General features: G+C 69.7%; 20 protein-coding genes. 9 read left to right on the forward strand and 11 right to left on the reverse strand.

Going from position 1 to position 23,002, the window contains the following annotated elements:
* Positions 1 to 138: 138 nt before the first annotated feature.
* The 3 genes from D9R14_RS17320 (at position 139) to D9R14_RS17330 (ending at position 3,518) form a co-directional block, all read left to right on the forward strand.
* Positions 139 to 1,530: an FAD-dependent oxidoreductase gene (locus tag D9R14_RS17320; RefSeq protein ID WP_121624606.1), complete on the forward strand. Its 1,392-nt coding sequence runs from the start codon at positions 139 to 141 to the stop codon at positions 1,528 to 1,530.
* A 118-nt stretch (positions 1,531 to 1,648) separates the two neighbouring features.
* On the forward strand, positions 1,649 to 2,650 hold the full coding sequence (locus D9R14_RS17325) for a tripartite tricarboxylate transporter substrate binding protein (protein ID WP_121624607.1): 1,002 nt from the start codon (positions 1,649 to 1,651) through the stop codon (positions 2,648 to 2,650).
* Positions 2,651 to 2,807: 157 nt separating this feature from the next.
* On the forward strand, positions 2,808 to 3,518 hold the full coding sequence (locus D9R14_RS17330; protein WP_245420860.1) for a nitroreductase: 711 nt from the start codon (positions 2,808 to 2,810) through the stop codon (positions 3,516 to 3,518).
* Positions 3,519 to 3,536: 18 nt separating this feature from the next.
* On the opposite strand, the gene D9R14_RS17335 is transcribed toward D9R14_RS17330, so the two are convergent.
* From D9R14_RS17335 to D9R14_RS17385, 11 genes are all read right to left on the reverse strand, one after another.
* Positions 3,537 to 4,598 carry a glycerol dehydrogenase gene (locus tag D9R14_RS17335; protein WP_121624609.1) on the reverse strand — a complete coding sequence of 354 codons (1,062 nt, stop codon included), beginning with the start codon at positions 4,596 to 4,598 and terminating at the stop codon, positions 3,537 to 3,539.
* Between the two features lie 11 nt (positions 4,599 to 4,609).
* Positions 4,610 to 5,452, reverse strand: coding sequence for a carbohydrate ABC transporter permease (locus tag D9R14_RS17340; RefSeq protein ID WP_121624610.1), 843 nt, complete (start codon positions 5,450 to 5,452; stop codon positions 4,610 to 4,612).
* A gap of 4 nt (positions 5,453 to 5,456) precedes the next feature.
* Positions 5,457 to 6,317 carry a carbohydrate ABC transporter permease gene (locus D9R14_RS17345; RefSeq protein WP_121624611.1) on the reverse strand — a complete coding sequence of 287 codons (861 nt, stop codon included), beginning with the start codon at positions 6,315 to 6,317 and terminating at the stop codon, positions 5,457 to 5,459.
* Positions 6,318 to 6,505: 188 nt separating this feature from the next.
* Complete coding sequence (locus D9R14_RS17350; RefSeq protein ID WP_121624612.1) at positions 6,506 to 7,831, reverse strand: ABC transporter substrate-binding protein; 1,326 nt, start codon at positions 7,829 to 7,831, stop codon at positions 6,506 to 6,508.
* A gap of 53 nt (positions 7,832 to 7,884) precedes the next feature.
* Positions 7,885 to 8,979: an ABC transporter ATP-binding protein gene (locus D9R14_RS17355; protein ID WP_121624613.1), complete on the reverse strand. Its 1,095-nt coding sequence runs from the start codon at positions 8,977 to 8,979 to the stop codon at positions 7,885 to 7,887.
* A 29-nt stretch (positions 8,980 to 9,008) separates the two neighbouring features.
* Complete coding sequence (xylB, locus tag D9R14_RS17360) at positions 9,009 to 10,523, reverse strand: xylulokinase (protein ID WP_245420861.1); 1,515 nt, start codon at positions 10,521 to 10,523, stop codon at positions 9,009 to 9,011.
* A 39-nt stretch (positions 10,524 to 10,562) separates the two neighbouring features.
* Complete coding sequence (locus D9R14_RS17365) at positions 10,563 to 12,050, reverse strand: FAD-binding oxidoreductase (RefSeq protein WP_121624615.1); 1,488 nt, start codon at positions 12,048 to 12,050, stop codon at positions 10,563 to 10,565.
* A 483-nt stretch (positions 12,051 to 12,533) separates the two neighbouring features.
* Positions 12,534 to 13,544: a LacI family DNA-binding transcriptional regulator gene (locus tag D9R14_RS17370; RefSeq protein WP_121624616.1), complete on the reverse strand. Its 1,011-nt coding sequence runs from the start codon at positions 13,542 to 13,544 to the stop codon at positions 12,534 to 12,536.
* A 164-nt stretch (positions 13,545 to 13,708) separates the two neighbouring features.
* A complete protein-coding gene (locus tag D9R14_RS17375) occupies positions 13,709 to 14,020 on the reverse strand; it encodes a 2Fe-2S iron-sulfur cluster-binding protein (protein WP_121624617.1) in 312 nt (103 codons plus the stop codon).
* Between the two features lie 14 nt (positions 14,021 to 14,034).
* Complete coding sequence (locus tag D9R14_RS17380) at positions 14,035 to 15,132, reverse strand: NAD(P)/FAD-dependent oxidoreductase (protein ID WP_121624618.1); 1,098 nt, start codon at positions 15,130 to 15,132, stop codon at positions 14,035 to 14,037.
* Entirely contained in the window at positions 15,129 to 17,171 is a 2,043-nt protein-coding gene (locus D9R14_RS17385; RefSeq protein WP_121624619.1) for a molybdopterin-containing oxidoreductase family protein, read from the reverse strand. Before D9R14_RS17385 ends, D9R14_RS17380 begins: the two co-directional genes overlap by 4 nt.
* Positions 17,172 to 17,379: 208 nt before the next feature.
* On the opposite strand from D9R14_RS17385, the gene D9R14_RS17390 reads away from it, so the two are divergent.
* From D9R14_RS17390 to D9R14_RS17415, 6 genes are all read left to right on the forward strand, one after another.
* A complete protein-coding gene (locus D9R14_RS17390; protein WP_121624620.1) occupies positions 17,380 to 18,264 on the forward strand; it encodes a dihydrodipicolinate synthase family protein in 885 nt (294 codons plus the stop codon).
* A 93-nt stretch (positions 18,265 to 18,357) separates the two neighbouring features.
* Entirely contained in the window at positions 18,358 to 19,647 is a 1,290-nt protein-coding gene (locus tag D9R14_RS17395; RefSeq protein WP_121624621.1) for an ABC transporter substrate-binding protein, read from the forward strand.
* Between the two features lie 24 nt (positions 19,648 to 19,671).
* The gene (locus D9R14_RS17400) at positions 19,672 to 20,550 is read left to right on the forward strand and encodes a branched-chain amino acid ABC transporter permease (protein ID WP_121624622.1); all 879 of its coding nucleotides are present in this window, start codon (positions 19,672 to 19,674) and stop codon (positions 20,548 to 20,550) included.
* Positions 20,547 to 21,497, forward strand: coding sequence for a branched-chain amino acid ABC transporter permease (locus D9R14_RS17405; RefSeq protein ID WP_121624623.1), 951 nt, complete (start codon positions 20,547 to 20,549; stop codon positions 21,495 to 21,497). Before D9R14_RS17400 ends, D9R14_RS17405 begins: the two co-directional genes overlap by 4 nt.
* On the forward strand, positions 21,494 to 22,267 hold the full coding sequence (locus D9R14_RS17410) for an ABC transporter ATP-binding protein (protein WP_121624624.1): 774 nt from the start codon (positions 21,494 to 21,496) through the stop codon (positions 22,265 to 22,267). Before D9R14_RS17405 ends, D9R14_RS17410 begins: the two co-directional genes overlap by 4 nt.
* Complete coding sequence (locus D9R14_RS17415; RefSeq protein ID WP_121624625.1) at positions 22,254 to 22,964, forward strand: ABC transporter ATP-binding protein; 711 nt, start codon at positions 22,254 to 22,256, stop codon at positions 22,962 to 22,964. Before D9R14_RS17410 ends, D9R14_RS17415 begins: the two co-directional genes overlap by 14 nt.
* The last annotated feature ends 38 nt before the right edge of the window (positions 22,965 to 23,002 follow it).

Raw genomic sequence — 23,002 nt, forward strand, 5'->3', positions numbered from 1 at the left:
CAAACTGATGAGCCTCAAGGCCTTGTTTAGCGATATTTCATGTGATTTCTTTTGCCGCACTCAAAACAAGCCAGCGGGCAATGTCCATAATATGGCCATTTTGACCCTGCGGCAACAGGCAAGGCACAGGACGGATCCATGCGACATCTCGATACGGACGTGGCGGTCATCGGCGGCGGTGCCGCCGGCATCGGCGCCGCCATCGCCGCGGCCAAGACCGGCGCGCGCACGGTGCTGGTGGAGGCGGGCCCCATGCTCGGCGGCGAGCTGCTCTCCGGCATGTCGGTGGACGGCGTGCTCAATGCGCGCGGCGAGTGGGTGGTGCGCGGCGTCGCCGAGGAAATCTTCGAGGAGTGCCGGCAGATGCAGGGCTTCATCGGCCCGCTGCACGACTTCCGGCTGATCTGCTACGTGTGCTGCGACCCGGAGGTGCTGAAGCTCGCCATTCCGCGCGTGCTCGCCCGCTACGGCGTCCAGGTCATCCTCTACAGCCAGGTCAGCGAGACCTATTCGGACAATGGCGAGGTGGAGGCCGTGGTGATCTCCCACCGCGACAGCCGCACGCTCCTGACCGCGCGCTATTTCGTCGACGCCTCGGGCGATGGCGACGTGGCGGTGCAGGCCGGCGCGCCCTTTGAGATTTCCGACGCCTCCGGCGACCTCCAGCCGCTCTCGCTCATGTTCCGCATGTCGGGAGTGGAGAACGCACCGTTCCTCGACTTCGTGCGCGACAACGCGGCCTCGCTGGCGGTGGGCGAGAGCGACTATGTTCGCGGCGGCCGCTCCGACGAGGAACTGGCGCAGGCGATCCACGCCCAGGGCGCGCCCAGCGTGTTCTTCAAGGGCAACGGCCCGTTCCTCGGCGGCGCGATCCAGCGCGGCGACATGTTCCCCACCGCGCTCATCATGATCATGCCCACCTCGGAGGCCCGCAAGGAAGTGTGCGTCAACGCCACCCGCGTCGCCGAGAACATCATGGGCACCGACGCGGCGGCGGTCTCGGCCGCCATGCCGCTGCTCACCGAGCAGGTGTGGCAGGCCGCGCGCTTCCTGAAAGAGAACGTGCCCGGCTTCGAGAACGCCGCCTTCGCCGGCGTCGCCCCCCGCATCGGCATCCGCGAGACCCGGCGCATCATGGGCGAATACGTGCTCACCGGCGAGGATTGCCGCACCGGGCGCAAGATGCGCGACGTCGTCACCAAGGGCGCGCACCACATCGACATCCACCAGGAAGGCATCAAGCAGGTGCGCATCCCGGTGGAGAATGGCGGCTCCTACGACATCCCGTGGCAGTCGCTGATCCCGCAGGGGCTGAAGAACCTCGTGGTCGCCGGGCGCTGCATGTCCTCCACCCGCGAGGCCAACGGCACCACGCGCATGATGGGCCAGTGCCTCGGCATGGGACATGCCGCCGGCACCGCCGCCGCCATGGCGGTGAGCGGCGAGCTCGCCGACATCCGCAAGCTGCCGCTCGACCGCCTGCAGGCCACCCTGCGCGAGCAGGGGGCGGTGCTCGAAGGCACCCACTGACGACGACGCCGGGCGGGCTCCCGCCGGCCCGGCGCCCCAAAAGACAAGAAGCCGCAAAACAGAGCCCGCCGGAAGCCTGCGCCGCAGGCCGCCGGACGGGTCCTAGGGGAGAAGCCACATGAGGAAGATCAAAGCCGCGCTGGCGCTCGCCGCCGCGCTCTTCGCCGGGCTGGCGGCAGTCGCCGCGCACGCCCAGACCGCCGCGCCGGCGCAGGCCGAGGGCTATCCCACCCGCCCGGTCACCATCATTGTGCCGTTCGCGCCCGGCGGCTCCACCGACGTGCTGGCGCGCGTGCTCGCCAACAAGCTCACCAAGGCCTGGGGCCAGCAGGTGGTGGTGGACAACCGCACCGGCGCCGGCGGCAATGTGGGCGCCAACGCGGTGGCCAAGGCGTCGCCCGACGGCTACACGCTCGGCATGGGCTCCATCGGCACCCATGCGGTGAATGCCAGCCTCTACGCCTCGATGCCCTACGACACGGTGAAGGACTTCGCCCCCATCACTCTGGTGGCCGAGGTGGGCCTGCTCCTCGTGGTGCACCCGAGCGTGCCGGTGAACAGCGTGGAAGAGCTGATCGCCTACGCCAAGGCAAATCCCGGCAAGCTCAATTATGCCTCCGGCGGCAACGGCGCCTCCCAGCACCTCGCCATGGAGCTGTTCAAGAATATGACGGGTACCGAGATGGCCCACATCCCCTACAAGGGCTCGGGCAATGCCATCGGCGACCTGGTGGGCGGGCAGGTGCAGATCATGTTCGGCGACATGCCCTTGGTGCTGCCCTACGTGCAGCAGGGGCGGCTGCGCGCCCTCGCCTTCGCCGGCACCAAGCGCTCGCGCGCCGCCCCCGACATCCCGACCGTCGACGAGGCGGGCGTGAAGGGTTATGCCGCCAGCGCCTGGTACGGCCTGTTCGCCCCCGCCGGCACGCCCGCGCCGATCGTCGACAAGGTCAATGCCGCGGTGGTCAAGGCCCTCGCCGAGCCCGACACCGCGGACTTCCTGATGAAGCAGGGCGCCGAGGCGGTGGGCAACACTCCGGCCCAGTTCACCGCCTTCCAGAAGCGCGAGATGGACAAGTGGGGCAAGCTCATCAAGGTCATCGGCCTGCGCAACGAATAGGCCGTCAAGCACGGGCGCCGCGCAAGGGGATTCAATTGCCCGGCGCCCGCTAATTTGTTGGCAGAGAATGCGTTATCCGATCAGCTTGCGTTGCAAGCTGATCGGCGCGTGCTCTAGTCTCGGCAGGACCCAACCCGTGGTATGCCGAGACATGACTGTGACCGTTCCTCCGCCCGACACCACTGCCGCCCCGGTTTCCGCCGTGGAGGCGATCCGCTCGCGCCGGGCGGTGCGGGCGTTCCTGCCGACACCGGTTCCCGACGCGACCGTCGAGGCGATCCTCGACCTTTCCGCCCGCGCGCCCTCCGGCTCCAACATCCAGCCCTGGGGCGTCCAGGTGCTGCGCGGCGCCCCGCTCGCGGCCCTGACGCAGGAGCTGCACGGGCGGTTCCTCGCGGGCGACCTCGGCGCGGAGGAGTACGCCTATTATCCGCGCCAGTGGCGCGAGCCGCATCTGTCGCGCCGACGCAAGGTGGGCTGGGACCTCTACGGCGCCCTCGGCATCGCCAAGGGCGACGCCGAGCGCATGCGTCAGCAGCACGCGCGCAACTTCCTGTTCTTCGATGCCCCCGTCGGGCTCGTCGTCACCATGGGCCGGGATCTGGAGCGCGGCTCCTGGCTCGACTGCGGCATGTTCCTTGAGAACATCATGATCGCGGCGCGCGCCTTCGGCCTCGGCACCTGCCCGCAGGCCGCCTTCAACGGCTATGGGCGGCTGATGGCCGAGCGGCTCGCGCTGCCCGACACTGAGATGGTGGTGTGCTGCATGGCCCTCGGCCACCCCGACCCCGACGCGCCGGAAAACACCTTCCCCACCGAGCGCGAGCCGGCGCGCGGCTTCGCCCGCTTCGTGGAGGCGCTCGCCTGAGGCGGGCGCCGCCCGGCCTCACGCCATGAGCGAAGCCAAAGCCGCGTGAAGCTGCGCCTGCGACAGCTCGGGCCGGAAGTTGCGGATATAGGGCGCGGTGCGCCAGGACACGTCGACGATCACGTCCACCGCCTTGGGATCGGTGACGCCGAACGCCGCCAGCGAGGCCGGTAGGCCGATGGCGGCATAAAAGCGCTTGAGGTCGTCGAGGAAGGCGGCGTCGCGCCCCTCCGCCACCAGTTGCGCCAGGAGGCCGAGCGCCACCTGTTCGCCGTGCAGCGCGCGCGAGATCTCCGGCACCGCCGAGAAGCCGCGCGTGAGCGAATGGGCGATGGAGAGCCCGCCGCTCTCGAAGGCGAGGCCGGAGAGCAGGATCGTCGCCTCCACCACCTTCTCCATGGCCGCGTCCGGCGCCTGGGCGCGCACCGCCGCCATGGCCGCCGCGCCGTCCGCGCGCACGATGGCGTAGCACCGCTCCGAGATGGCGAGCGCCAGCTCTGTGGGGGCGCCCTTGTAGAAGTTCAGCCCGCCCGCGGCGGCGCACTGCGCCACCTCGAACGCCTTCGACAGCGCGTCGCCGATGCCGGCGGCGAAGAAGCGCGCCGGTGCCTTCGCGATCACCGCCGTGTCCACCAAAACGAGGTCCGGATTGGTGGCCATGAGGCGTACCTCGGCCAGCACGTGGTCGTCGGTGTAGAGCACGGCGAGGCGCGAGGTGGGGCTGTCGTTGGAGGCGATGGTGGGCACGATGGCGAGCGGGCACGCCAGCGCCATGCGCACGCCCTTGGCGGTGTCGATGGCCTTGCCGCCGCCGACGCCCAGCACGACGCCCGCTCCCGCCTGACGCGCAGCAGCAGTGAGGCGTTCGATCTCGCCGGCCGTGCACTCGCCGCCGAAGGTAGCGAAGGTTGCCTCGGCCCCGAGCGCCGCACGCAGGCGCTCGCCCAGGAGCTCGGCCACCACCTGATCCGCCACCACGAACGGGCGCGGGCCGAGCGCTCCGACGCGCGCGCCGAGGTCGGCGAGGGCGCCGGCGCCTTGCACGTAGAGGGAGGGTCCGCCGAAGGCGCGCAATGTCATGATGGTCTCCCTCAGCCCTTCACGGCGCCGGCGCCGAGGCCCTGGATGAAATACTGGCTGAGCAGCGCGAAGGCGCCGAACAGCGGCAGCGCGATGAGGGTCGAGCCCGCCATGATCTCGCCCCAGCGCAAATCGAACGAGCCGATCATGGAGGCGAGGCCCACCGGCACGGTCTTGTTGGCGTCCGAGCCGATCATGATGAGGGCGAAGGTGTAGTCGGTCCACGACAGCAGGAACGAGAAGATCGCCACCGTGATCAGCCCCGGCAGCGACAGCGGCAGCACCACCCGCAGGAAGGCGCCGAGCCGCGTGCAGCCGTCCACCATGGCCGCCTCCTCCAGCTCGAACGGCATGGACTTGAAGAAGCCCCACAGGAACCACACGCCGAGCGGCAGCGTGAGCGTCAGGTGCGAGACGATGACGCTGAGCAGCGTATCGCCGAGGCCCATGCGCGCGAACACCGTGAACATGGGGATGGCGATCAGCAGCGGCGGGAACATGTAGGCGTAGAGCATCGCTCCGACGATCAGCTTCTTGCCCGGCACGCGGTGGCGCGTGACCGCATAGGCGATCATCACCGACAGCACCATGGTGACCGCCACCGTCACCGCCGCGACGATCACCGAGTTCAGGAATTGGGCGGGATAGTCGGTCAGCTCCAGGAGGTTCCAGTAGTATTCCCACGTCACCGCGCCGGGCACGAGCGCGGTGCTGGAGATCAGCTCCTGCGGCGGCCGCACGGAGGAGATCACCATCCAGTAGATCGGGAAGGCGGAATAGACCGAGATCACGATCGCGGCGGCATAGAGGCCGAGGCGCGAGGCAAGCGAGCGGGGGGCGAGCGCGGACGACATGGGCTCAGTCCGTATCGAGGGGGAACAGGCGGAAATAGATGAACACCGCCACCGAGAGGATGAGGAACGAGATGGTGGCGATGGCCGCGCCGCCGCCGATGTCGAACAGCGAGAAGGCGGTCTTGTAGGACAGGATGGCGAGGTGCTCCGTCGCCCCCACCGGACCGCCCTGGGTGAGCAGCCAGATCACGTCGAACTTGTTGAACATCCACACCGCCCGCAGCAGCACGATGACGGTGAGTATCGGCTTCAGCATCGGCAGGGTGATGTGGAAGAAGCGCTGCACCGCATTGGTGCCGTCCACCTTCGCCGCCTCGTAGAGCGAGGCCGGCACGGTCTGGAGCGCGGCGAGGAAGGTGGTGGTGACGAACGGCGTCCACATCCACACGCTCACCAGGATCACCGAGGTCATGGCCGCGGCCGGGCTCTCGAACCAGCTCACCGGCGGCAATCCGAGCGCGGCGATCACGGCGGTGAGCACGCCGATGGAGCCGTCCACCATCCACTTGAAGGTGAGCACCACCACGACCGTGGGCAACAGGTACGGGAGGATGGAGAGGCCGCGCACGATGTTGCGGAACGGGAACACCTGGTTCAGCACCAGAGCGAAGCCGATGCCCAGCACCACCTGCAGCACGATGGTGCCGAGCGAATAGACGAAGCCGTTGATGAGCGCGCGCCAGAAGGTCCAGTCCGAGAGCACGCGGGCATAATTGTCGAGCCCCGCCCATTGCGGCGTGCCGACGAAGCTGTCCATCCGGTAGAAGCTCAGCGAGATGGCATAGGCCACCGGCGCCACGATCAGCAGCAGCGTCGCGGCGAGGCCGATGCCCAGGAAGGAATAGATGGTGGCGCGTGAGCTCAAGGCGATGTCCTTGCGATGCGTTTGCGTCGATGCTTCGGCGTAGGGGATTGATCCTCCACGCCGTCATGCCCCGGTCTATCCGGGGCATCCACCAGGCCGCCGCCCCGCGGCCCCAGCCCGATCGCCGGCCCGGCCGCAGGGTGGATCCCCCGGACAAGCCGGGGGACGAGTGCGCGCCTGCGGCACCCTTACGCGATCACCTGGCGCATGCGGTCGGCCGCCACCTTCACGCATTCAGCGGAGGCCATCCCCTTCAGGCACTTGTTCTGCAGCATCTCCGGGAACACGAAGGCCTCGAAGATCTTGCCCGGCTTCAGGCTCGGCGTCGGCCCCTGGGTGTCGATCGAGGTGAGGATGATGTTCTTGTCGGTCAGGAAGCGCCGCATCTCCTCCACCGCCGCATTGTGCTTCTCGATCAGCGGGTGCGCGCGCCAGCGGGCGTCGTCATAGACGTCGAGGCGCGGCGGCTGGAAGTGCAGCGGGGCGGTGTGCAGGAAGTTGATGTACTGGTTCTCCGTGAACCACCTCATGAACTTCATGGCCTCGTCCGACTGCGGCGTCTTGAGCACCACCCAGCCATCATAGCCGTGGTTCACCGCCTGGTGCTTCCCGGTGGAATCCATGTAGGGCATGATGCCGTACTGGTCGGCGAGCTTGGGATTGTTGCGCTCCAGGCCCTCGATCAGGCGGCCGGCATAGGCGGTGTGCGCCACCTTGTCGGAGGTGAAGTTCGAGAGCACTTCGCCGAAGCTCGCCTGGCTCGCGCCGGAGGGCATGGTCTTGTACAGCTCGCCGAAGAAGTCGAGATAGGCGGCGACCTTCGGGCCGATCTCGGCGCTGTCGAACACGATGTTCCACTTGTCGTCGAAGATCTTGGCGCCCTCGGCCCACATGAAGCCGGGCGAGAGCCAGTTGGTGGCGCCGTTGGAGCCGATGGGGTAGAGCGCGCCGGACCGGCCGTCGCCGTTCAGCGCCTGGGCGTTGTTGAGGAACTGCGCCCAGGTCTTCGGCACTTCAAGCTTGTTCTTCTCGTAGAGATCCTTGCGATAGTAGATCCAGGCGAGATTGTAGTCGTAGGGATACCAGTAGACCTTGCCGTCGATGGGGAACAGGATGTTCGGCCCCCACTTGTACTTGTCCGTCAGTTCGTTCAGCGGCACCAGATGCCCCTCGCTGGCGAGGATCAGCACGTGGCCGACGAAGGCAAAGGTGGCGATGTCGTAGGGCGTGCCGCCGCGCAGCGAGGTCGTCACCTTGGTGAAAACGCCGTCTAGCGGCACGGAATCGATCACCACCTTGGTGCCGAACTGGCGCTCGTATTCCGCCGCCGCCACCTTCAGCGCGCGGATGCTGTCGATCGAGGTCTCCGCGTTCAGGAAGCGGATGGTCTTGGTGCCCTGGGCGTGCACGGCCGGGGCGGCAAGGCCGCCCGCCATCACGCCGCCGGCGAGCGCGCCGGCCACCTTCAGCACCGAACGGCGGCTGAGGTCACTCTTGTGGTCCTTCTCATCCATGTGCCGATCCTCCCTTATGTATTTGTTTTGACGTCTACTCTTCCATCCCACGTTCAGGCCGCCGGTCGCGCGCCGGCCTGTGCGTTCCCACTCTCGATCCGCATGCCGGTCCCGGCGTCGAACACGTGCAGCCGCTCGGGCCTGAGCGAGACCGGCACCACCGATCCGGGGCGCACCGCGTCCGTGCGCTCCACGAGCACGCGCATGCGCGTTGCGCCGATGCGGCCGATGAGGAGCGTCTGCGCGCCCAGTTGCTCGATCACGCTGACCTCCAGCGCCAGGGCGCCGGGCGCCTGACCCGCCGGCATGTGCTCGGGCCGCACGCCCACCACCAGCGCGGTGCCCTCGCGCGCCGAAACACCCGGCGGCAGATCGAGCGCGAGGCCGCCGGCGGCGAACCGTCCGCCCTCGGCGCGCCCCTCCACCAGGTTCATCTCGGGGGCGCCGATGAAGCCGGCGACGAACAGGTTCTGCGGCCGGTCGTAGACCTCCAGCGGCCGGCCCACCTGCTGCACATGGCCATCGCGCATGATGACGATGCGGTCGGCGAGCGTCATCGCCTCCACCTGGTCGTGGGTGACATAGACCATAGAGGTGCCGACCTCCTGGTGCAGACGCGCGATCTCCTCGCGCATGCGCACGCGCAGCTTGGCGTCGAGGTTGGAGAGCGGCTCGTCGAGCAGGAACACCTCCGGCTCGCGCACCAGAGCGCGGCCGAGCGCCACGCGCTGCATCTGGCCGCCGGACAGCTGCTTGGGCTTGCGTTCCAGGTAGGGGTCGAGGCCGAGCATGGCGGAGGCCGCCTTCACCCGGCGGTCGATCTCCGTGCGCTCCATCTTGCGCATGCGCAGGCCGAAGGCGAGGTTCTCATAGATGGTCTTGTGCGGGTAGAGCGCATAGTTCTGGAACACCATGGCGATGTTCCGGTCCTTCGGCTCCAGGCGCGTGACATCGCGCGCGCCGATCTCGATGGTGCCGGAGGTGATCTCCTCCAGCCCCGCGATCATGCGCAGCGTGGTGGACTTGCCGCAGCCCGACGGCCCCAGGAAGACGACGAACTCGCCGTCCTGGATGTGGAGATCCACCCCATGGACCGCCACGACGGAGCCGTAGGCCTTGCGGACCTTGTTCAGTGTGACCTGAGCCATCTTCTCCTGCCGTGCTCCCTGCCGCTTGCTCAGCGGCCGCGGACGAAATCGTGGATGCGGTGGTTGATGGGCGCGAGCGCCTTCTGCGTATCGGCATAGATCGGGTGGCCGCGCGCATAGAGCGCCGCCCGCGCGGGGTCGGGCGCGGTGCGCCAGACGATGTCGATGGCACGGGCTGCCGCACGCGCATCCGGATAGATGCCGACGCCCACCCCGGCGATCAGCGCCGCGCCGAACGAGGCCTCCGCCACCGCCGGCAGTTCCACCTCGACGTTCAGCACGTCCGCCACGATCTGCCGCCACAGCGCGCTCTTCGCCCCGCCGCCGGTGAGCCGCGCGGTGGTGAAGGAGAGCCCCTTGGCGTTCAGCGCCAGCATGCAGTCCTTCAGCGAATAGGCGATGCCCTCGTAAAGCGCGCGCACGAAGTGGCCGGGGCCGTGGTTGAAGCCCATGCCCACATAGTCCGCGCGCAGCAGCGGGTCCCAGTGCGGCGAGCGCTCGCCGTTGAGATAGGGGTGGAAGAACAGCCCTTCCGACCCCGGCGCCACGGCGGCGGCGGCGGCGTCCATGGCGGAGAACACGGCCGCGCCGTCCTCACCGTCGCGGCGGAAGAAGGTGTCGCGCAGCCATTTGTGCGCCGAAGCGCAGGAATTGGTGGCGGCGATGACATACCAGTGATCCGGCACCACGTGGGGATAGTTGATGACGGTGAAATCGGGATGCGGCGCGCGGGTCAGCGCGCTCACGGTGGCGGCGGTGGCGAGCTTCACCACGCCGAGGCCCTCGCGGATCATGCCGGCGCCATAGGTCTCCGCCGCCGTGTCGGAGGTGCCGCACACCACCGGCGTGCCCTCCTTCAGCCCGGTCGCCCGCGCCGCTTCGGCGGTGACGGCGCCGACCACGGCGGTGGTGGGGACGATGGGCGGCAGCGTCTCCATCGGCCAGCCGATCATGTCGCACAAGTCGCGCGACCAGCCGCCGGTATCCACATCCGCCATGAGGGTGCCGACCGCGTCGATGAAGTCGGTCTCCCACGTGCCGGTGAGGCGCGCGCGCAGCCAGTCCTTGGCGACGTAGAGCCGCTTGACCCGCGCGAAGGCCTGCGGCTCGTGCCGCGCCAGCCACAGCATCTGCGGCAGGGTCCAGGTGGGGTTGGCGCGGTTGGCGCCGATCTCAAGGATGCGCGCGTCGGCCTTCTCCCGCAGGAACGCGGTCTCGGCGCCCGAGCGCTGGTCGTTCCACAGGATGGCGGGGCGGATGACGCGCCCGCCGGCGTCCTCAAGCACCTGCGTGTGCGCGCCGGCGGAGAAGGAGACGGCGGCGACGCGCGCTGCGTCGCCGCCGGCCTGCGCGAGCGCACGGGGGAGCGTCTCGCACATGGCGCGCCACCAGTCGGCGGGGTCCTGCTCGCTCCAGCCGGGGTGCGGCGCTGACGTGGCAACAGGCGCCGACGCCTCGCCCGCCAGCGTCCCGTCGATGCGGACGATGCTGGTCTTGAGCGCTCCGGCGCCGAGGTCGATGCCGATGAGGAGGTCGGCGGTCACGATGGGCGCCTCCCGCCTCGGCCTGTCGGCTGCGTCATCTCACACCTCTCCCCGGCGCAGGTCCACCGCGCCGGCGGCGCCGCGCAGGCCGAGCTTGCCGGGATTCATGAGGTTGTCCGGGTCGAGCGCATCCTTGATCTTCTGGATCACGCCGAGGCCGGCGCCCAGCTCCTTCTCGATCCAGGGATTGCGGAACAGGCCGACGCCGTGATGGTGGGCGATCGAGCCGCCATGCTCCAGGGTCAGCGACTGCAGCGCCTCCCAGAGCCTGGAATGCAGCGGCAGCGCCTCGGCCTCGTCCATGGGCGGCAGGCGGATGGTCATGTACTGGCACGCGCCCTCGGGATAGACGTGCGACCAGTGGGCGCCGAAATGGATCTTGGGATAGATCTCCCGCACCGCCGCGCTCATGGCCGCATACATGCCGGGGATGGCGGACCAGTTGCCGGTCACTTCCACCGTGTCGTTGTAGTAGCCCGCCGCCTGCCATTTCTGGGAATAGGCGACATAGCGGTTCTCCTTCCAGTGCCGGAAGGGACCGTCCGGGGCCACCTCGCCGCCGACGCTGGCGACGATGTCGAGCGCCGCCGTCTGCTCGGCGCCCAGCACCGGCTCGGCGCCGGAGAAGACGAGGATGGCGAGGATGGGCTTCGCCTTGAACTGGTCGAGCCCCTCGGTGCGCTCGCGGCTCTCCGCTTCGTCATAGATGCGCACCACGGTGGGGCGCAGCTCCGCCTGCATGATGCGCCGCGCCGCCTCCCAGGCTGCCTCCAGCGAGGGCAGCGCCAGCACCACGCCGCGCTCCTCCTCCGGCAGGCGCCACAGGCGCAGCGTCAGCTCGGTGATGATGCCGAAGGCGCCCTCGCTGCCGACCAGCAGGTCGCGGATTGAGGGGCCGACCGAGCGGCGCGCCACGGGGCGGATCTCCAGCGGCGTGCCGTCCGGCAGCACCGCCTTGAGGCCGATGACGATGTCCTCGATCTTGCCGTAGCGGCTGGAGGCCTGGCCGCCGCCGCGGCAGGCGGCCCAGCCGCCCACGGTGGAAATCTCGATCGACTGCGGCAGGTGGCCGGTGGTGAAGCCCTCGGCATTGAGGGCGTTCTCGAACACCATGCCGTTCATGCCCGCCTGGACCGTGACCATGGCGTCCTGCGGGTTGATGGACACGATCTGGTCAAGGCGCCGCAGGTCCACCATCACTTCGCGGTGGAGCGGAATGGCGCCGCCGAGCACGCCCGAACCATTGCCGAACGGGATCAGCTCCACCTTGCGGGCGTTCGCCAGCTTCACGATGGCCGCCACCTCGGCATCCGAGCCGGGCCGCACCACGAGGCGCGGCACCACGCCGGCGAGCTTGCCGAAGCGCTCGCGGAAATTGGCGAACGGCAGCCGGTCGTGGGCATAAGCGCGCCGCGCCTCGAACTCGCTGAGGACGTTGGCGTCGCCGACGATGGCCGCGAGCGCGGCGGCAAGGTCGGCATCCACTTCGTCGGAGGTCTTGGCGGCGGCGATGGTCAGGCCGGTCATGGGCACCTCTTGCGGGAAGAGGCGCGCACCTATGGCCCCGCGCTGCGGGGTCCCATCGTGGCGTCCTCCCTCGTTCTTCTTGAGCAATCGTTTGTTCAAAGCTGTCAGACCCGGCGGGAGCCGTCAAGCGGGAATGTTGGAAGGCGGCGCGGGACGCGAAAGCCGGGAGCGACGCGGAGCCCTCTCCCGCTTGCGGGGGAGGGCAGGGAGGGGGAAATCGCTTTCCGCAAAGGCGAACGCTGGAGGGCTTCCTCCCGGACCTGCCCCCTCCCCTCCCTCCCCCGCAAGCGGGAGAGGGGGCGCGAACGGCGGGGTCGTCGCCCGGCAGGGACTCCCCGCTGCCTCCGGTGCGCCCGGCATCGGGCGCGCCCGAACCCAACGCCCCCATCCCCTCACCCTGCCCTCTCCCGCCGGGCAGAGGGTTCTCCACCAAACAAGCGGCGCGGCAGGTGGATGTAGCAGGCAGAAGCCAGCCGCTGCGCCCTACCCAGGCGCCGGCCCGGTCGAGGCGCGGGGGATGAGGTCGCCGGGCGGCAGCGGCGGGACCGGGTCGGGGTGCTCGCCCGCAAGGCTGCGCACCAGCAGCGAGGCGGCGACGCGGCCCATCTCCTCGGTGGGCATCATCACCGTGGTGAGGCTGGGATAGAGCAGGCGCGCCACCGGCGCATCGTGCAGGCCGGCGACCGAAATGTCCTGGGGGATGCGCCAGCCCGCCGCGTGCAGCACCGACATGGCGCCGGCTGCGGAAACCAGGGTCGCCGCCAGCACCGCCGTGGGGCGCTGCGGCAGCAATTCGGCCATGGCGCGGGCGCCGCCCTCGGCGGTGTAGCCGGCGGTGGCCACCAGCACCGGATCGAAGGCGATGCCGGCCGCCTCCAGACCCTCGCGATAGCCCTCCAGGCGCTGCGCCGCGTTGAAGCCCTGCGCCCGGCCGGAGAGGTGGGCGACGCGCCGGTGGCCGAGCCCGACGAGATGCTCGACCCCCCGGCGCGCCGCCGCCCGGCTGTCCAGCACCACCGAGAGCGGCGCGCCGGGCAGGATGCGGTTCATCAGCACAAACGGCACGTGCGCGGCGGCAAGGTCTGAGCGCAGCACCTCGTCGTCGTCGAGGCTCGCCACCAACAGCCCGTCCACCCGGTTGGTCTGGGAGAGCTTGGCGATGGTGGTGGCGGTGGTGCCGGGCTCGCGGTGGGAGATCAGCAGCGAATAGCCCAGCTCCGCCGCCGCCTGCTCGGCGCCGCGGATGGCCGCGGCGAACACCGGATTGTCGAGCTGCGGCACGACGATGCCCAGCGTGTCGGTGCGCGCCGTGCGCAGGCCGCGCGCCAGGGAATTGGGGCGATAGGCCAAGTCCTCGGCGACCTTCAGGATGCGCGCGCGCGTCTCCTCCCGCACCCGCTGGGAGACGTCGCCGCGCAGCACGCGCGAGGCGGTGGACATGTCGACGCCAGCAGTCTGCGCCACGTCGGCGAGGGTCGCCCGCGGGCTCGCCATCCGCGAACGGGGTGACTCAACGGGTGCGCGCGCCATGGTGCCTGTCGTGCCGAGCCGCCCGATCGCGTCGGGCGCGCCGCATGGTGGCAGCGCGGCGAGGCGCTGGCAAACCCGTTGCGGGCCAATCGCTTCGGTCAGGCCGCCGCGAATCGCGGCCGGCCGGCTCAGGCGTGCGGAACCGTGACCTCCAAGCCCTCCAGCTCGGGGCCGACCCGGAGCTGGCACGACAGGCGCGAGCCGGCGCGGGTGTTGAAGGCGCAGTCGAGCATGTCGGCTTCCGCGTCCTCCGGCTCCGGCAGGCGGGCGATCCAGGCGTCGGCCACCCAGACGTGGCACGAGGCGCAGGCGGCCGAGCCCTCGCACTCGCCGGCGATGCCGATGTCGAGTGGCCGCAGCGCCTCCATGAGCGAGAGGCCGTCGGCGGCCTCCACTTCGTGGCGGGTGCCGTCGCCGGCGGTGACGATGAGACGCGTCATGGCGCGAGGGCTCCTCAGGCGTGGACACGGGCGGCGGGATCGCCGCCTTGGACCGCACGGGCGGCGGGATCGCCGCCTTGGACCGCACGGGCGGCGGGATCGCCGCGGCTGGTGGAATGCTCGAAGTGGCGCGCCGCCTCCGGCCGCAGCAGAGCGAGCGCGCTGTGGGCGGCGCGCGCCGCCTCGGCGAAGCCGGTGAGGATCAATTTCAGCTTGCCGGGATAGTCGGCGATGTCGCCCACGGCGAACACGCCGGCACGCCGCGTCTGCATGCTCGCCGGATCGACCGGAATGCCGGAGGCGCCCGCGTCGATGCCGAAGCCGGCGAGCGCCGAGAGGTCCTTGGAGAGGCCGTAGAAACACAGGAGCGCGTCGGCCGCCACCTCCTCCTCGCCGCCCGCCCCGTCGCCGAGGCGCACGGCCGCGATCCGCCCCCCGGTGCCGGCAAGCCCGGCGAGCGTGCGCGGCGCGGCGATGCGGATGCGGCCCGCTTTCTGCAGCCGCTCGATCTCGCCGAGCGTCGCCGGCGCGGCGCGGAACACCGGCCGGCGGTGCACCAGCGTCACCTCCGCAGCGCGCGCGGCGAGGATCACCGCCCAGTCGGCGGCCGAATCGCCGCCACCGGCGATCACCACCCGCTGGCCGCGGAACCGCTCCGGGTCGTCCACCGCGTAGAACAGGCTCTCGCCCTCGAACGCGGCGAGGCCGGGCAGCGGCGGCCGGTTGGGGCCGAACGCGCCGGCCCCCGCCGCCACCACCACCGCGCGGGCGGCCGCCTCGCTGCCGTCCGACAAGGCGATGCGGAAGCCCTCCCCGTCCTGGCGCAGGCCCACGGCGCGCCGGCTAAGCAGATAGAGCGGCGCATAGGGCGCCGCCTGCTGCACGAGGTCCGCCACCAGCGCGGCCGCGGTCACGGAAGGGCGGCCGGGAATGTCGTAGATCGGCTTTTCCGCATAGAGCGCCGCGCACTGGCCGCCGGGCGCGTCGAGCGCGTCCACCACCAGCGCGTCGAGCCCGGCCTGGCCGAGCGCGAAGACGGTGAACAGGCCCACCGGACCCGCCCCGATCACCGCCACGTCGCGCATCGCCCCCGCCCTTGCGGAGCCGCTCATTCCGCCGCCTCCGGCCGCACGAGGCGCGCCTCGGTGCCGTGGACGGTGGTGCTCTCGGCGATGTCGCTCTTGCGGCCCGGCACCAGCGCATTGACGTTGGCGTCGCCCGGCGAATGGCCCGGCCAGCGGCCCTTGTGCATCAGCCCGACACCGGGAAGCGTGCGGTCGGAGATGGTGACGCTCACCGGCACGCGCCCCTCGCCATTGGCGAGCAGCACCTGGTCGCCCTCGGCGAGCCCCCGGCGCGCCGCATCGTCCGGATGCAGCGCCACGGTGGGCGGGCCGAGCCGGCGCTGGATCATGGGATCGTTGCCGTAGCTCGAATTCATCTGCCACTGCGAGGCAGGGGAGAGGATGCGCACCAGCCCGTCCTGCGGCGGCGCGTCCGCATGGGCGAGCGGCAGGCGCGGCAGGCCAAGCGCTTCGGCCTGCGCGCTCGCAAGCTCGATGCGGCCGGACGGCGTGCCGAAGGCGAGGCCCTCGAACTGCACCTTCGGCTCGGGGAAGACGGTGGCCGTGCCGATGGCGGAAAGGTCCGCGAACGTGCCCGCGAACGGCGTCTGCGCGAGCAGACGCGCGATCAGGTCGGCGTCGCTCTCGAACAGCTCCGGCTCTGTGAAGCCCATGGCGGCGGCGAGCCGGCGGAAGATCTCCGAATTGGGCAGCGCCGCGCCGGGCGGGTCGCCCGCCTTCACCTGCGCCGAGACGGTGAGGTCGAAATAGGACAGCACCAGGTCGTCGCATTCGAGGAAGCTCGCCGCCGGCAGCACGATGTCCGCATAGGCGGTGGTGTCGGTGTGGAACAGCTCCACCGCCACGTGGAACAGGTCCTCGCGCTTCAGCGCCTGGCGCAGCCGCGCCTGCTCGGGAGAGGAGGCGGCGGGGTTGTTGTTCCAGTTCACGAAGGCGCGGGCGCGGCCGGCATCCTCCAGGGTCGCGGCGAGGTCCATGTGGCTGATGGCGGGCGGGGCGTCCGCCGCGAGTTCGGGGCAGGTGATCGTCGCCATGTCGATGCCGCGCCCGCCGGGGCCGTTCATGTAGAGGAAGCCGGCGCCGGGCCTGCCGAGATTGCCGGAGAAGGCCACCAGCGCCGCCAGCGCGCGGAACGCGTTGCCGCCATAAGGCTGGCGCTGCACGCCCTGGCCGAGCCACAGCAGCGAGGGGCCGGCGCCGTAGGCCCGCGCCGCCTCCTCGATGCGCGCCGCCGGCACGCCGCAAAGCGCTTCCGCGCGCTCGGGCGTCATGTCGGCGATGGCGGGGGCAAGCGCCTCGGCGCCCAGCACATGGGCGGCGAGGAAGGCCTCGTCCACCATCCCATCGCGCTTCAGCACGTGGATGAAGGCGAAGGCCAGCGCCGCGTCGCTGCCGGGCCGAAGCTGCAGATGCAGGTCGGCGGCGCGCGCGGTGTCGTGGGCGATGGGGTCGACCGCGATGATGCGCGCGCCGGCCGCCTGCGCCGCCTTGAGCCAGCCCTTGTTCTGGTGCGGCGCGGAGAAGGAGGGGTTGGCGCCCCACACCACGATGGTGCGGGCCGCGCTTGCGGTGCGCGGGTCGAAGCCTTCCAGCGAGTTGCCGAAGGTCATCTCCAGCGCCACGTGGCCGGCCTTGTTGCAGACCGTGTCGGGATCCACCTCGGTGGCGCCGAGGCGATTGAAGAAGCGGATGGGATACCAGCCGCCGACAAGGCCGACCGTGCCGGTGTAGTGGGTGTGGAGGATGGTGCGCACCGCACCCTCGGCGGCGAGCGCGCCGAACCGGTCCGCGATCAGCCCCAAGGCCTCGTCCCAGGAGATCGGGGCGAACGCGCCCTCCCCCTTGGCGCCGACGCGCTTCAGGGGCGTCGCGAGCCGCAGGTCCGGGGCGCGCCAGGCGCCGTTATAGGCGATGGCGCACTTGCCGCAGAGCGCACCGCGGGTAATCGCGTGCTCCGGATCGCCGAGGACCTTCTGGATTGTCCCGCCTTTCCGACTCACGACGACGCCGCAGGCATCGTAGCAGTCCCTCGGGCAGGTGGTCTTGATGACGTCCGCATCGGCCATGGCGCATCGGCCTCGTATTGGGGAAGAAAGGGCGCTCGCCGCCGTCCGCAGCGGCCGGCTCGCCAGGGAAACCTAAGCGAAACCCGCCCCGTCGCCGAAGCGCTCCATAAGCTGGTCCTATCGATTTTTCCCAAAGCGGAACCATTCCACGCCTTGTGAACCGAACCGCCCGGCCGCAGGCTCTCAAGTGAAGTTGGAGAGCCGAGGCATGACCAGGATGAATATCGAGGGTGTTGTTCTGTTTTCGGTGACGCCGATCGCGGCGGACGGCTCCATCGACTACACGCGGTGGAAGAAACATCTTGACGAAGCGCTCGCCGCTGGGATCCACAGCGTCACGCTCTTCGGCAGCACGGGCGCCAACGGCTACTTCACCGAAGCCGAGAAGATGAAGGCGCTGGAAGAGGTCGCCACCCATCTCGGCGGCAAGGTGCCGGTGATGACCGGCATCGGCGCCATGACCACGGCGGAAAGTGTTCGCCTCGCCAAGCACGCCGCTGGCGCCGGTGCCGACGCGGTGCTGGTGGTGCCGCTGAACTACTGGAAGCCCACCGAGCGGGAAATAATCACCCATTATGAAGCGGTCGGCGCCGCCAGCGACCTGCCCATGTGGCTCTACAACAACCCGCCGCTCGCCGGCATCGACCTTACCCCGGCGCTGGTGAAGAAGCTCTCGTCCATCCCGACCCTGGTGGGCATGAAGGATTCCTCCGGCGACCTCTCGCGCGCCTTCATGGTGCCGAAGATCACCGGCGGCAAGGTGAAGGTGGGCATCGGCCAGGACACGCTGATCCTGGAGCCGGCGCTCGCCATCGCCCCTGCCTGGTTCACCGGCCTTGCCAACATCTGCCCCGCCGAGTGCGTCGCCTTCTGGAACGCGGCCAAGGCCGGCGACGTGGCGGCGGCCTATGCCGCGGCGGCCAAGCTCTTCCCCCTGAGCGAGATCGGCGGGCGCTACGGCATCATCCGCGTCGCCCACGAGGGTCTCGCGCTGATGGGCAAGAGCGCCGGCTATCCGCGCCCGCCGCTGCTGCCGCTGGAGCCTGCCGCCGCCGCCGAGGTGAAGGCGGCCATGGACGACCTGTTCGCCTGAGACCGGCGGACAGGCGCCGAACCACACCCGCTTGCGTTGAAAAAAGTTCAGAGCGCCAAAGGCGCCGCTTCTCCAAACCTTCCGGAGACCGACATGGACGAGACATCAGGTATCCACCGCCGCGGCGTTCTCAAGGGCATGGCGGGGCTCGCGGCGACCAGCGCCGTCGGCGCCTTCCCCATGCCCGCCATCGCCCAGAACGCGCCCATCAAGGTGGGCATCATCGCGCCGCGCGCCGGCACCGCCGCCTATATCGGCGCCAACGGCCTGCGCGCGGTGGAATGGACCATCGAGAAGATCAATGCCGCCGGCGGCATCGCCGGCCGCAAGGTCGAGCTGGTGGTGGAGGAGGAGACCAACGCCAAGGAGACGCTGGAGCGCGCCCGGCGCCTGGTGCTCCAGGAGAAGGTGGACTGCATCCAGGGCGGCTACTCCACGGGCGTCACGCTGCCCATGGCGCCGACGCTGGAGGACATGCAGGTGCTCACCATCTTCTGGGACGGCACCACCCAGGACGGCGTGAAGGAGACCATGCCGTCGCCGAAATACGTGTTCAAGAGCACCGACAACGAGTGCGAGGCGGTGATGGCCTCGCTGATCGCGCTCAAGCACCTGAAGGGCCAGTTCAAGCGCATTGCCGCCATCAGCCCGGACTACACCTACGGTCGCAACGTGTGGACCGCCTTCAAGGCGCTCAACAAGAAGTTCGGCATCGACGCCGAGGTGGTGTCCGAGCAGTGGTCGAGCTTCTCCCAGCTCGATTTCACCGCGAACGTCGCGGCGCTGAAGGCGGCCAAGCCCGACCTCATCTACTGCGTGCTGGGCAATGCGGACCTGCCCATCTTCATGCGCGCGGCCACCAGCGCCGGCCTCACCGACACCGCCCGCATGGTGCTGGTGCAGGCCGGCCACCAGCACGGCCAGCTCAAGAAGCCCTTCACGCCGGTCGGCACGCTCTTGTGCTACAACACCATGTATTTCGCCCGGCCGAACCCCTCCCCGGCCCAGAAGGAATTCGTCGAATACTACATGGACAAGTACAAGGACTATCCGCACTGGGAGAGCGACCGCGCCTTCTTCGCCATGAACGTCTACAAGGCGGGCGTGGAGAAGGCGATGGCCGCGAAAGGCGGATCCTGGCCGAAGCCCGAGGAGATCGCCCAAGCGATGGAAGGCATCAAGGTGGAGTCCTTCGGCGGCCCGGCCGGCATGCGCAAGGACCACATCGCCGAGGAGATGTTCTACGGCGGCTTCGCCACCCACGACAACCCCTATGACGTGTGCACGCTGAAGGACACCTACAGCTACGACGCCTCGGTGCTCCAGAAGCCGCCGGGTGCCGATTTCTGGGGCTGGCTCGAAACCGCCAATTTCCCGGTCTGATCCGGCCGGGGGCACTGACGCGACATGGCCACGGTCGACCTCCTGTTCGCCGCGTTGTTCAACGCTGCGGTCCTGTTCCTCGTCACGGCGGGACTGCAGCTCATCTTCGGCGTGCAGCGCATCGTCAATCTCACCGCCGGCTCGCTCTATGCCCTCGGCGCCTATTTCGGCGCCTCGGTGTTCGAGTGGTTCTCGGCACAGGGCGGCTCCCCCGCGTTGCTCCTGCCGGTGCTCATCCTGTCCGGCCTCCTGGCCGGACAGGTGGGCTTCGTCATCGAGCGGGTGCTGCGCACCGTCTACGGCCGCGACGAGGCCTTCCAGCTGCTCATGACGTTCGCCTTCGTGCTGATGTTCCAGGACGTGCTGCGCTATGTCTGGGGCGCGCAGCCTCGGCTCCTCGGCGACCTGCCCTCGGTCTATGGCACGCTCGCCGTGGGCGGCTTCACCTTCCCGGTCTACAACCTTCTGGTCATGCTGAGCGCCCTGGTGGTGGCCGGCCTGCTCTACTGGCTGATCGAGCGCACCAGCCTCGGGCACGTGGTGCGCGCCACCGCCGAGAACGGCCGCATGGCGGAGGCGCTGGGCGCCAACACGCGGCGCATCAATACGCTGGTGTTCGTGCTCGGCTCCATGCTCGGCACGGTGGGCGGGGCGCTCGTCATCCCCACCACCGCCGCCTCGCTGGAGATGCCCATCGCGCTCATCGTCGAGGCCTTCGCCGTGGTGGTGATCGGCGGGCTCGGCAGCATCCGCGGCGCCTTCCTCGGCGCCATCATCGTCGGCGTGCTGCGGGCACTCTCGCTGACCTACTTCCCGGAGCTGGAGGTGATGTCCATCTATCTGGTGGTGATCGTCGTCCTCGTGGTGCGGCCCTACGGGCTGTTCGGAAAGGCCGAGGCATGAAGACCACCCTCGCCTTCCTCGCCGTGCTCGCGGCGTTCGCGGCCGCGCCGTTCGCGCTGGGGCCCTATTACACCACCCTCATCATCCCGATCCTCGCCTATGCCATCGCCCTCATCGGCCTCAACCTGCTGTTCGGCTATGGCGGACTGCTGTCGTTCGGCCACGCCATGTTCCTCGCTATCGGCGCCTATGCCAGCGCGGTGATGGGGGCGAAGCTCGGGGTGCGCTCGTTCGAGGCGCAGCTCATCGTGGCGATGCTCGCGAGCGGCACGGTGGCGGGGCTCATCGGCCTCCTGTGCCTGCGCTACACCACCATCTTCTTCTCCATGCTGACGCTCGCCTTCGGCATGATCTTCCACTCCTTCCTGTTCAAGTTCTACGACCTGACGGGCGGCGAATCCGGCATCTCCGTGCCGCGGCCGAGCCTGTTCGGGGCGAGCCATGCGGGCCTGAGCAAGACCGCCTTCCTGGTGGGTCCGTTCTACTGGTACGCGCTCGGCCTGTTCGCGGTGATGTTCCTCGTCATGGCGCTCGTCGTCGCCTCGCCGTTCGGCCTCGCGCTGAAGGCGGCGCGCGACAACGAGCGCAAGACCGCCTTCCTGGGCGTGCCGGTGTTCTGGGTCCGCTATGTCGCCTTCGTGCTGTCGGGCATCTATTGCGCGGTGGGCGGGGCGGTGCTGGCGGTGAGCATCGGCGCGGCGGACCCGGAACTGTCGTTCTGGACCCAGTCGGGCAACATGATCTTCATCATCATCCTGGGCGGGCTCGGGCAGTTGTTCGGGCCGGTGGTCGGCGCGGTGTCCTTCACGCTGCTCCAGGACGCGCTGATGGCGAACACCCAGTACTGGCGGTTCGCGCTCGGCGCCATCCTCGCCTTGATCATCATCTTCGCGCCGCGCGGCATCCTCGGCCTCATCACGCGCGCTCTGGACTGGAGGCGGCGATGACGGAAATGCTGCTGCGCGCCTTCGAGGTCACCAAGCGCTACGGTGCCTTCACGGCGCTCTCGGGGGTGTCGTTCGACATCACCAAGGGCGAGGTGGTGGCGGTGGTCGGCCCCAACGGGGCGGGCAAGACCACGCTGGTCAACACGCTCTCCGGCCTGTTCCTGCCGGACGAAGGCGACGTGATCTTCGAGGGCCGCTCGGTCAAGGGCCTCGGGCCGAGCGCGCTCGCCTTGCGCGGGCTCGCGCGCTCGTTCCAGCTCGTCACGGTCTATCCGAGCTTCACGGTGGAGGAGATGATCGCGGTCGGCGCCTTTGCCCGCGCGGGCGAGACCTTCCGCCTGTTGAAGCCCGCCGGCGTCTACCGGCGCGAGCGCGACGAGGTGCGGGAGGTGGCGGCGGCCTTCGGCCTCGCGCACCGGCTCACCACCCCCTGCGCCTCGCTCTCGCAGGGCGAGAAGAAGCTGGTGGACATCGCCAGCGCCCTCACTTTGCGCCCGCGCCTGATCCTCCTGGACGAGCCCACCAGCGGCATCTCCAGCGCCGACAAGGACCGCATCATGGAGACCCTGCTTGCAGCCGCCGAGCGGCTCGGCGTGGAAAGCCTGGTGCTGGTGGAGCACGACATGGAGCTGATCGCGCGCTACGCCACCCGCGTCGTCGGCCTAAAGGCGGGGAGCCTCGTCGCCGACATGCCGCCCGACGCCTTCTTCCGCGACCCCGAGGTGATCGACACCCTCGTCGGCAAGGTGCCCCACAATGCTCTCGGTTGAAGGCCTCAGCGTCGACATCGCCGGCACCTCGATCCTGCGCGACATCACGCTCGACGTGAACGAGGGCGAGATCGTGTGCCTCGTCGGCCGCAACGGCGCCGGCAAGACCACGCTGCTGCGCGCCATCATGGGCCAGCTCGCCGCGCGCGCGGGCGCGGTGAAGTGGCGCGGCGCCGCGCTCACCGGCCTGCCGCCGCACCTGGTGGCGCGCCGCGGCATCGGCTTCTCGCCGGAGGAGAGCGAGGTGTTCGCCAGCCTCTCCGTGGCGCAGAACATCGCCTTCGGCACCTGGACGCGCCCCGCGCCGGCCGCCCGCGCGCAGGCCCGCGTCGCCTTCGCCTACGAGGTGTTCCCCAAGCTCACCACCTACATGGCGCGCGGCGGGGCCGAGCTGTCCGGCGGCGAGCGCAAGATGGTGTCGATCGCCCGCGCGCTGGCGCTCGACCCGGAGCTTCTGCTGCTCGACGAGCCCTTCGAGGGCCTCTCGCCCGCCATCATCCCCACCATCGCCGCCGGCATCGCCTCGATCCGCGCGTCGGGCAAGGCGATCCTGATGGCGGAATCGAACGTCCAGCACATCCCCGATTACGTCTCGCGCATCTGCGTGATCGAGCGCGGGGAGATCATCTTTCGCGGCAGCCTCGCGGAAGCGCGCGCCGATCCGCTGGTGCGGCAGGTGGCGTCGGGGCTCGCCTGAGGCATACGCCATCCCAGCCAAGTGGCACGCGAATTGCT

It is taken from the genome of Xanthobacter tagetidis (assembly GCF_003667445.1).
Taxonomy (GTDB): Bacteria; Pseudomonadota; Alphaproteobacteria; order Rhizobiales; family Xanthobacteraceae; genus Xanthobacter; species Xanthobacter tagetidis.

Bases quoted from the DNA above. Each gene is read 5' to 3' on its own strand.
- D9R14_RS17320 (WP_121624606.1), top strand. From the start codon at position 139: ATGCGACATCTCGATACGGACGTGGCGGTCATCGGCGGCGGTGCCGCC.
- D9R14_RS17325 (WP_121624607.1), top strand. From the start codon at position 1,649: ATGAGGAAGATCAAAGCCGCGCTGGCGCTCGCCGCCGCGCTCTTCGCC.
- D9R14_RS17335 (WP_121624609.1), bottom strand. From the start codon at position 4,598: ATGACATTGCGCGCCTTCGGCGGACCCTCCCTCTACGTGCAAGGCGCC.
- D9R14_RS17340 (WP_121624610.1), bottom strand. From the start codon at position 5,452: ATGTCGTCCGCGCTCGCCCCCCGCTCGCTTGCCTCGCGCCTCGGCCTC.
- D9R14_RS17350 (WP_121624612.1), bottom strand. From the start codon at position 7,831: ATGGATGAGAAGGACCACAAGAGTGACCTCAGCCGCCGTTCGGTGCTG.
- D9R14_RS17355 (WP_121624613.1), bottom strand. From the start codon at position 8,979: ATGGCTCAGGTCACACTGAACAAGGTCCGCAAGGCCTACGGCTCCGTC.
- D9R14_RS17365 (WP_121624615.1), bottom strand. From the start codon at position 12,050: ATGACCGGCCTGACCATCGCCGCCGCCAAGACCTCCGACGAAGTGGAT.
- D9R14_RS17370 (WP_121624616.1), bottom strand. From the start codon at position 13,544: ATGGCGAGCCCGCGGGCGACCCTCGCCGACGTGGCGCAGACTGCTGGC.
- D9R14_RS17375 (WP_121624617.1), bottom strand. From the start codon at position 14,020: ATGACGCGTCTCATCGTCACCGCCGGCGACGGCACCCGCCACGAAGTG.
- D9R14_RS17380 (WP_121624618.1), bottom strand. From the start codon at position 15,132: ATGAGCGGCTCCGCAAGGGCGGGGGCGATGCGCGACGTGGCGGTGATC.
- D9R14_RS17385 (WP_121624619.1), bottom strand. From the start codon at position 17,171: ATGGCCGATGCGGACGTCATCAAGACCACCTGCCCGAGGGACTGCTAC.
- D9R14_RS17390 (WP_121624620.1), top strand. From the start codon at position 17,380: ATGACCAGGATGAATATCGAGGGTGTTGTTCTGTTTTCGGTGACGCCG.
- D9R14_RS17395 (WP_121624621.1), top strand. From the start codon at position 18,358: ATGGACGAGACATCAGGTATCCACCGCCGCGGCGTTCTCAAGGGCATG.
- D9R14_RS17400 (WP_121624622.1), top strand. From the start codon at position 19,672: ATGGCCACGGTCGACCTCCTGTTCGCCGCGTTGTTCAACGCTGCGGTC.
- D9R14_RS17405 (WP_121624623.1), top strand. From the start codon at position 20,547: ATGAAGACCACCCTCGCCTTCCTCGCCGTGCTCGCGGCGTTCGCGGCC.
- D9R14_RS17410 (WP_121624624.1), top strand. From the start codon at position 21,494: ATGACGGAAATGCTGCTGCGCGCCTTCGAGGTCACCAAGCGCTACGGT.
- D9R14_RS17415 (WP_121624625.1), top strand. From the start codon at position 22,254: ATGCTCTCGGTTGAAGGCCTCAGCGTCGACATCGCCGGCACCTCGATC.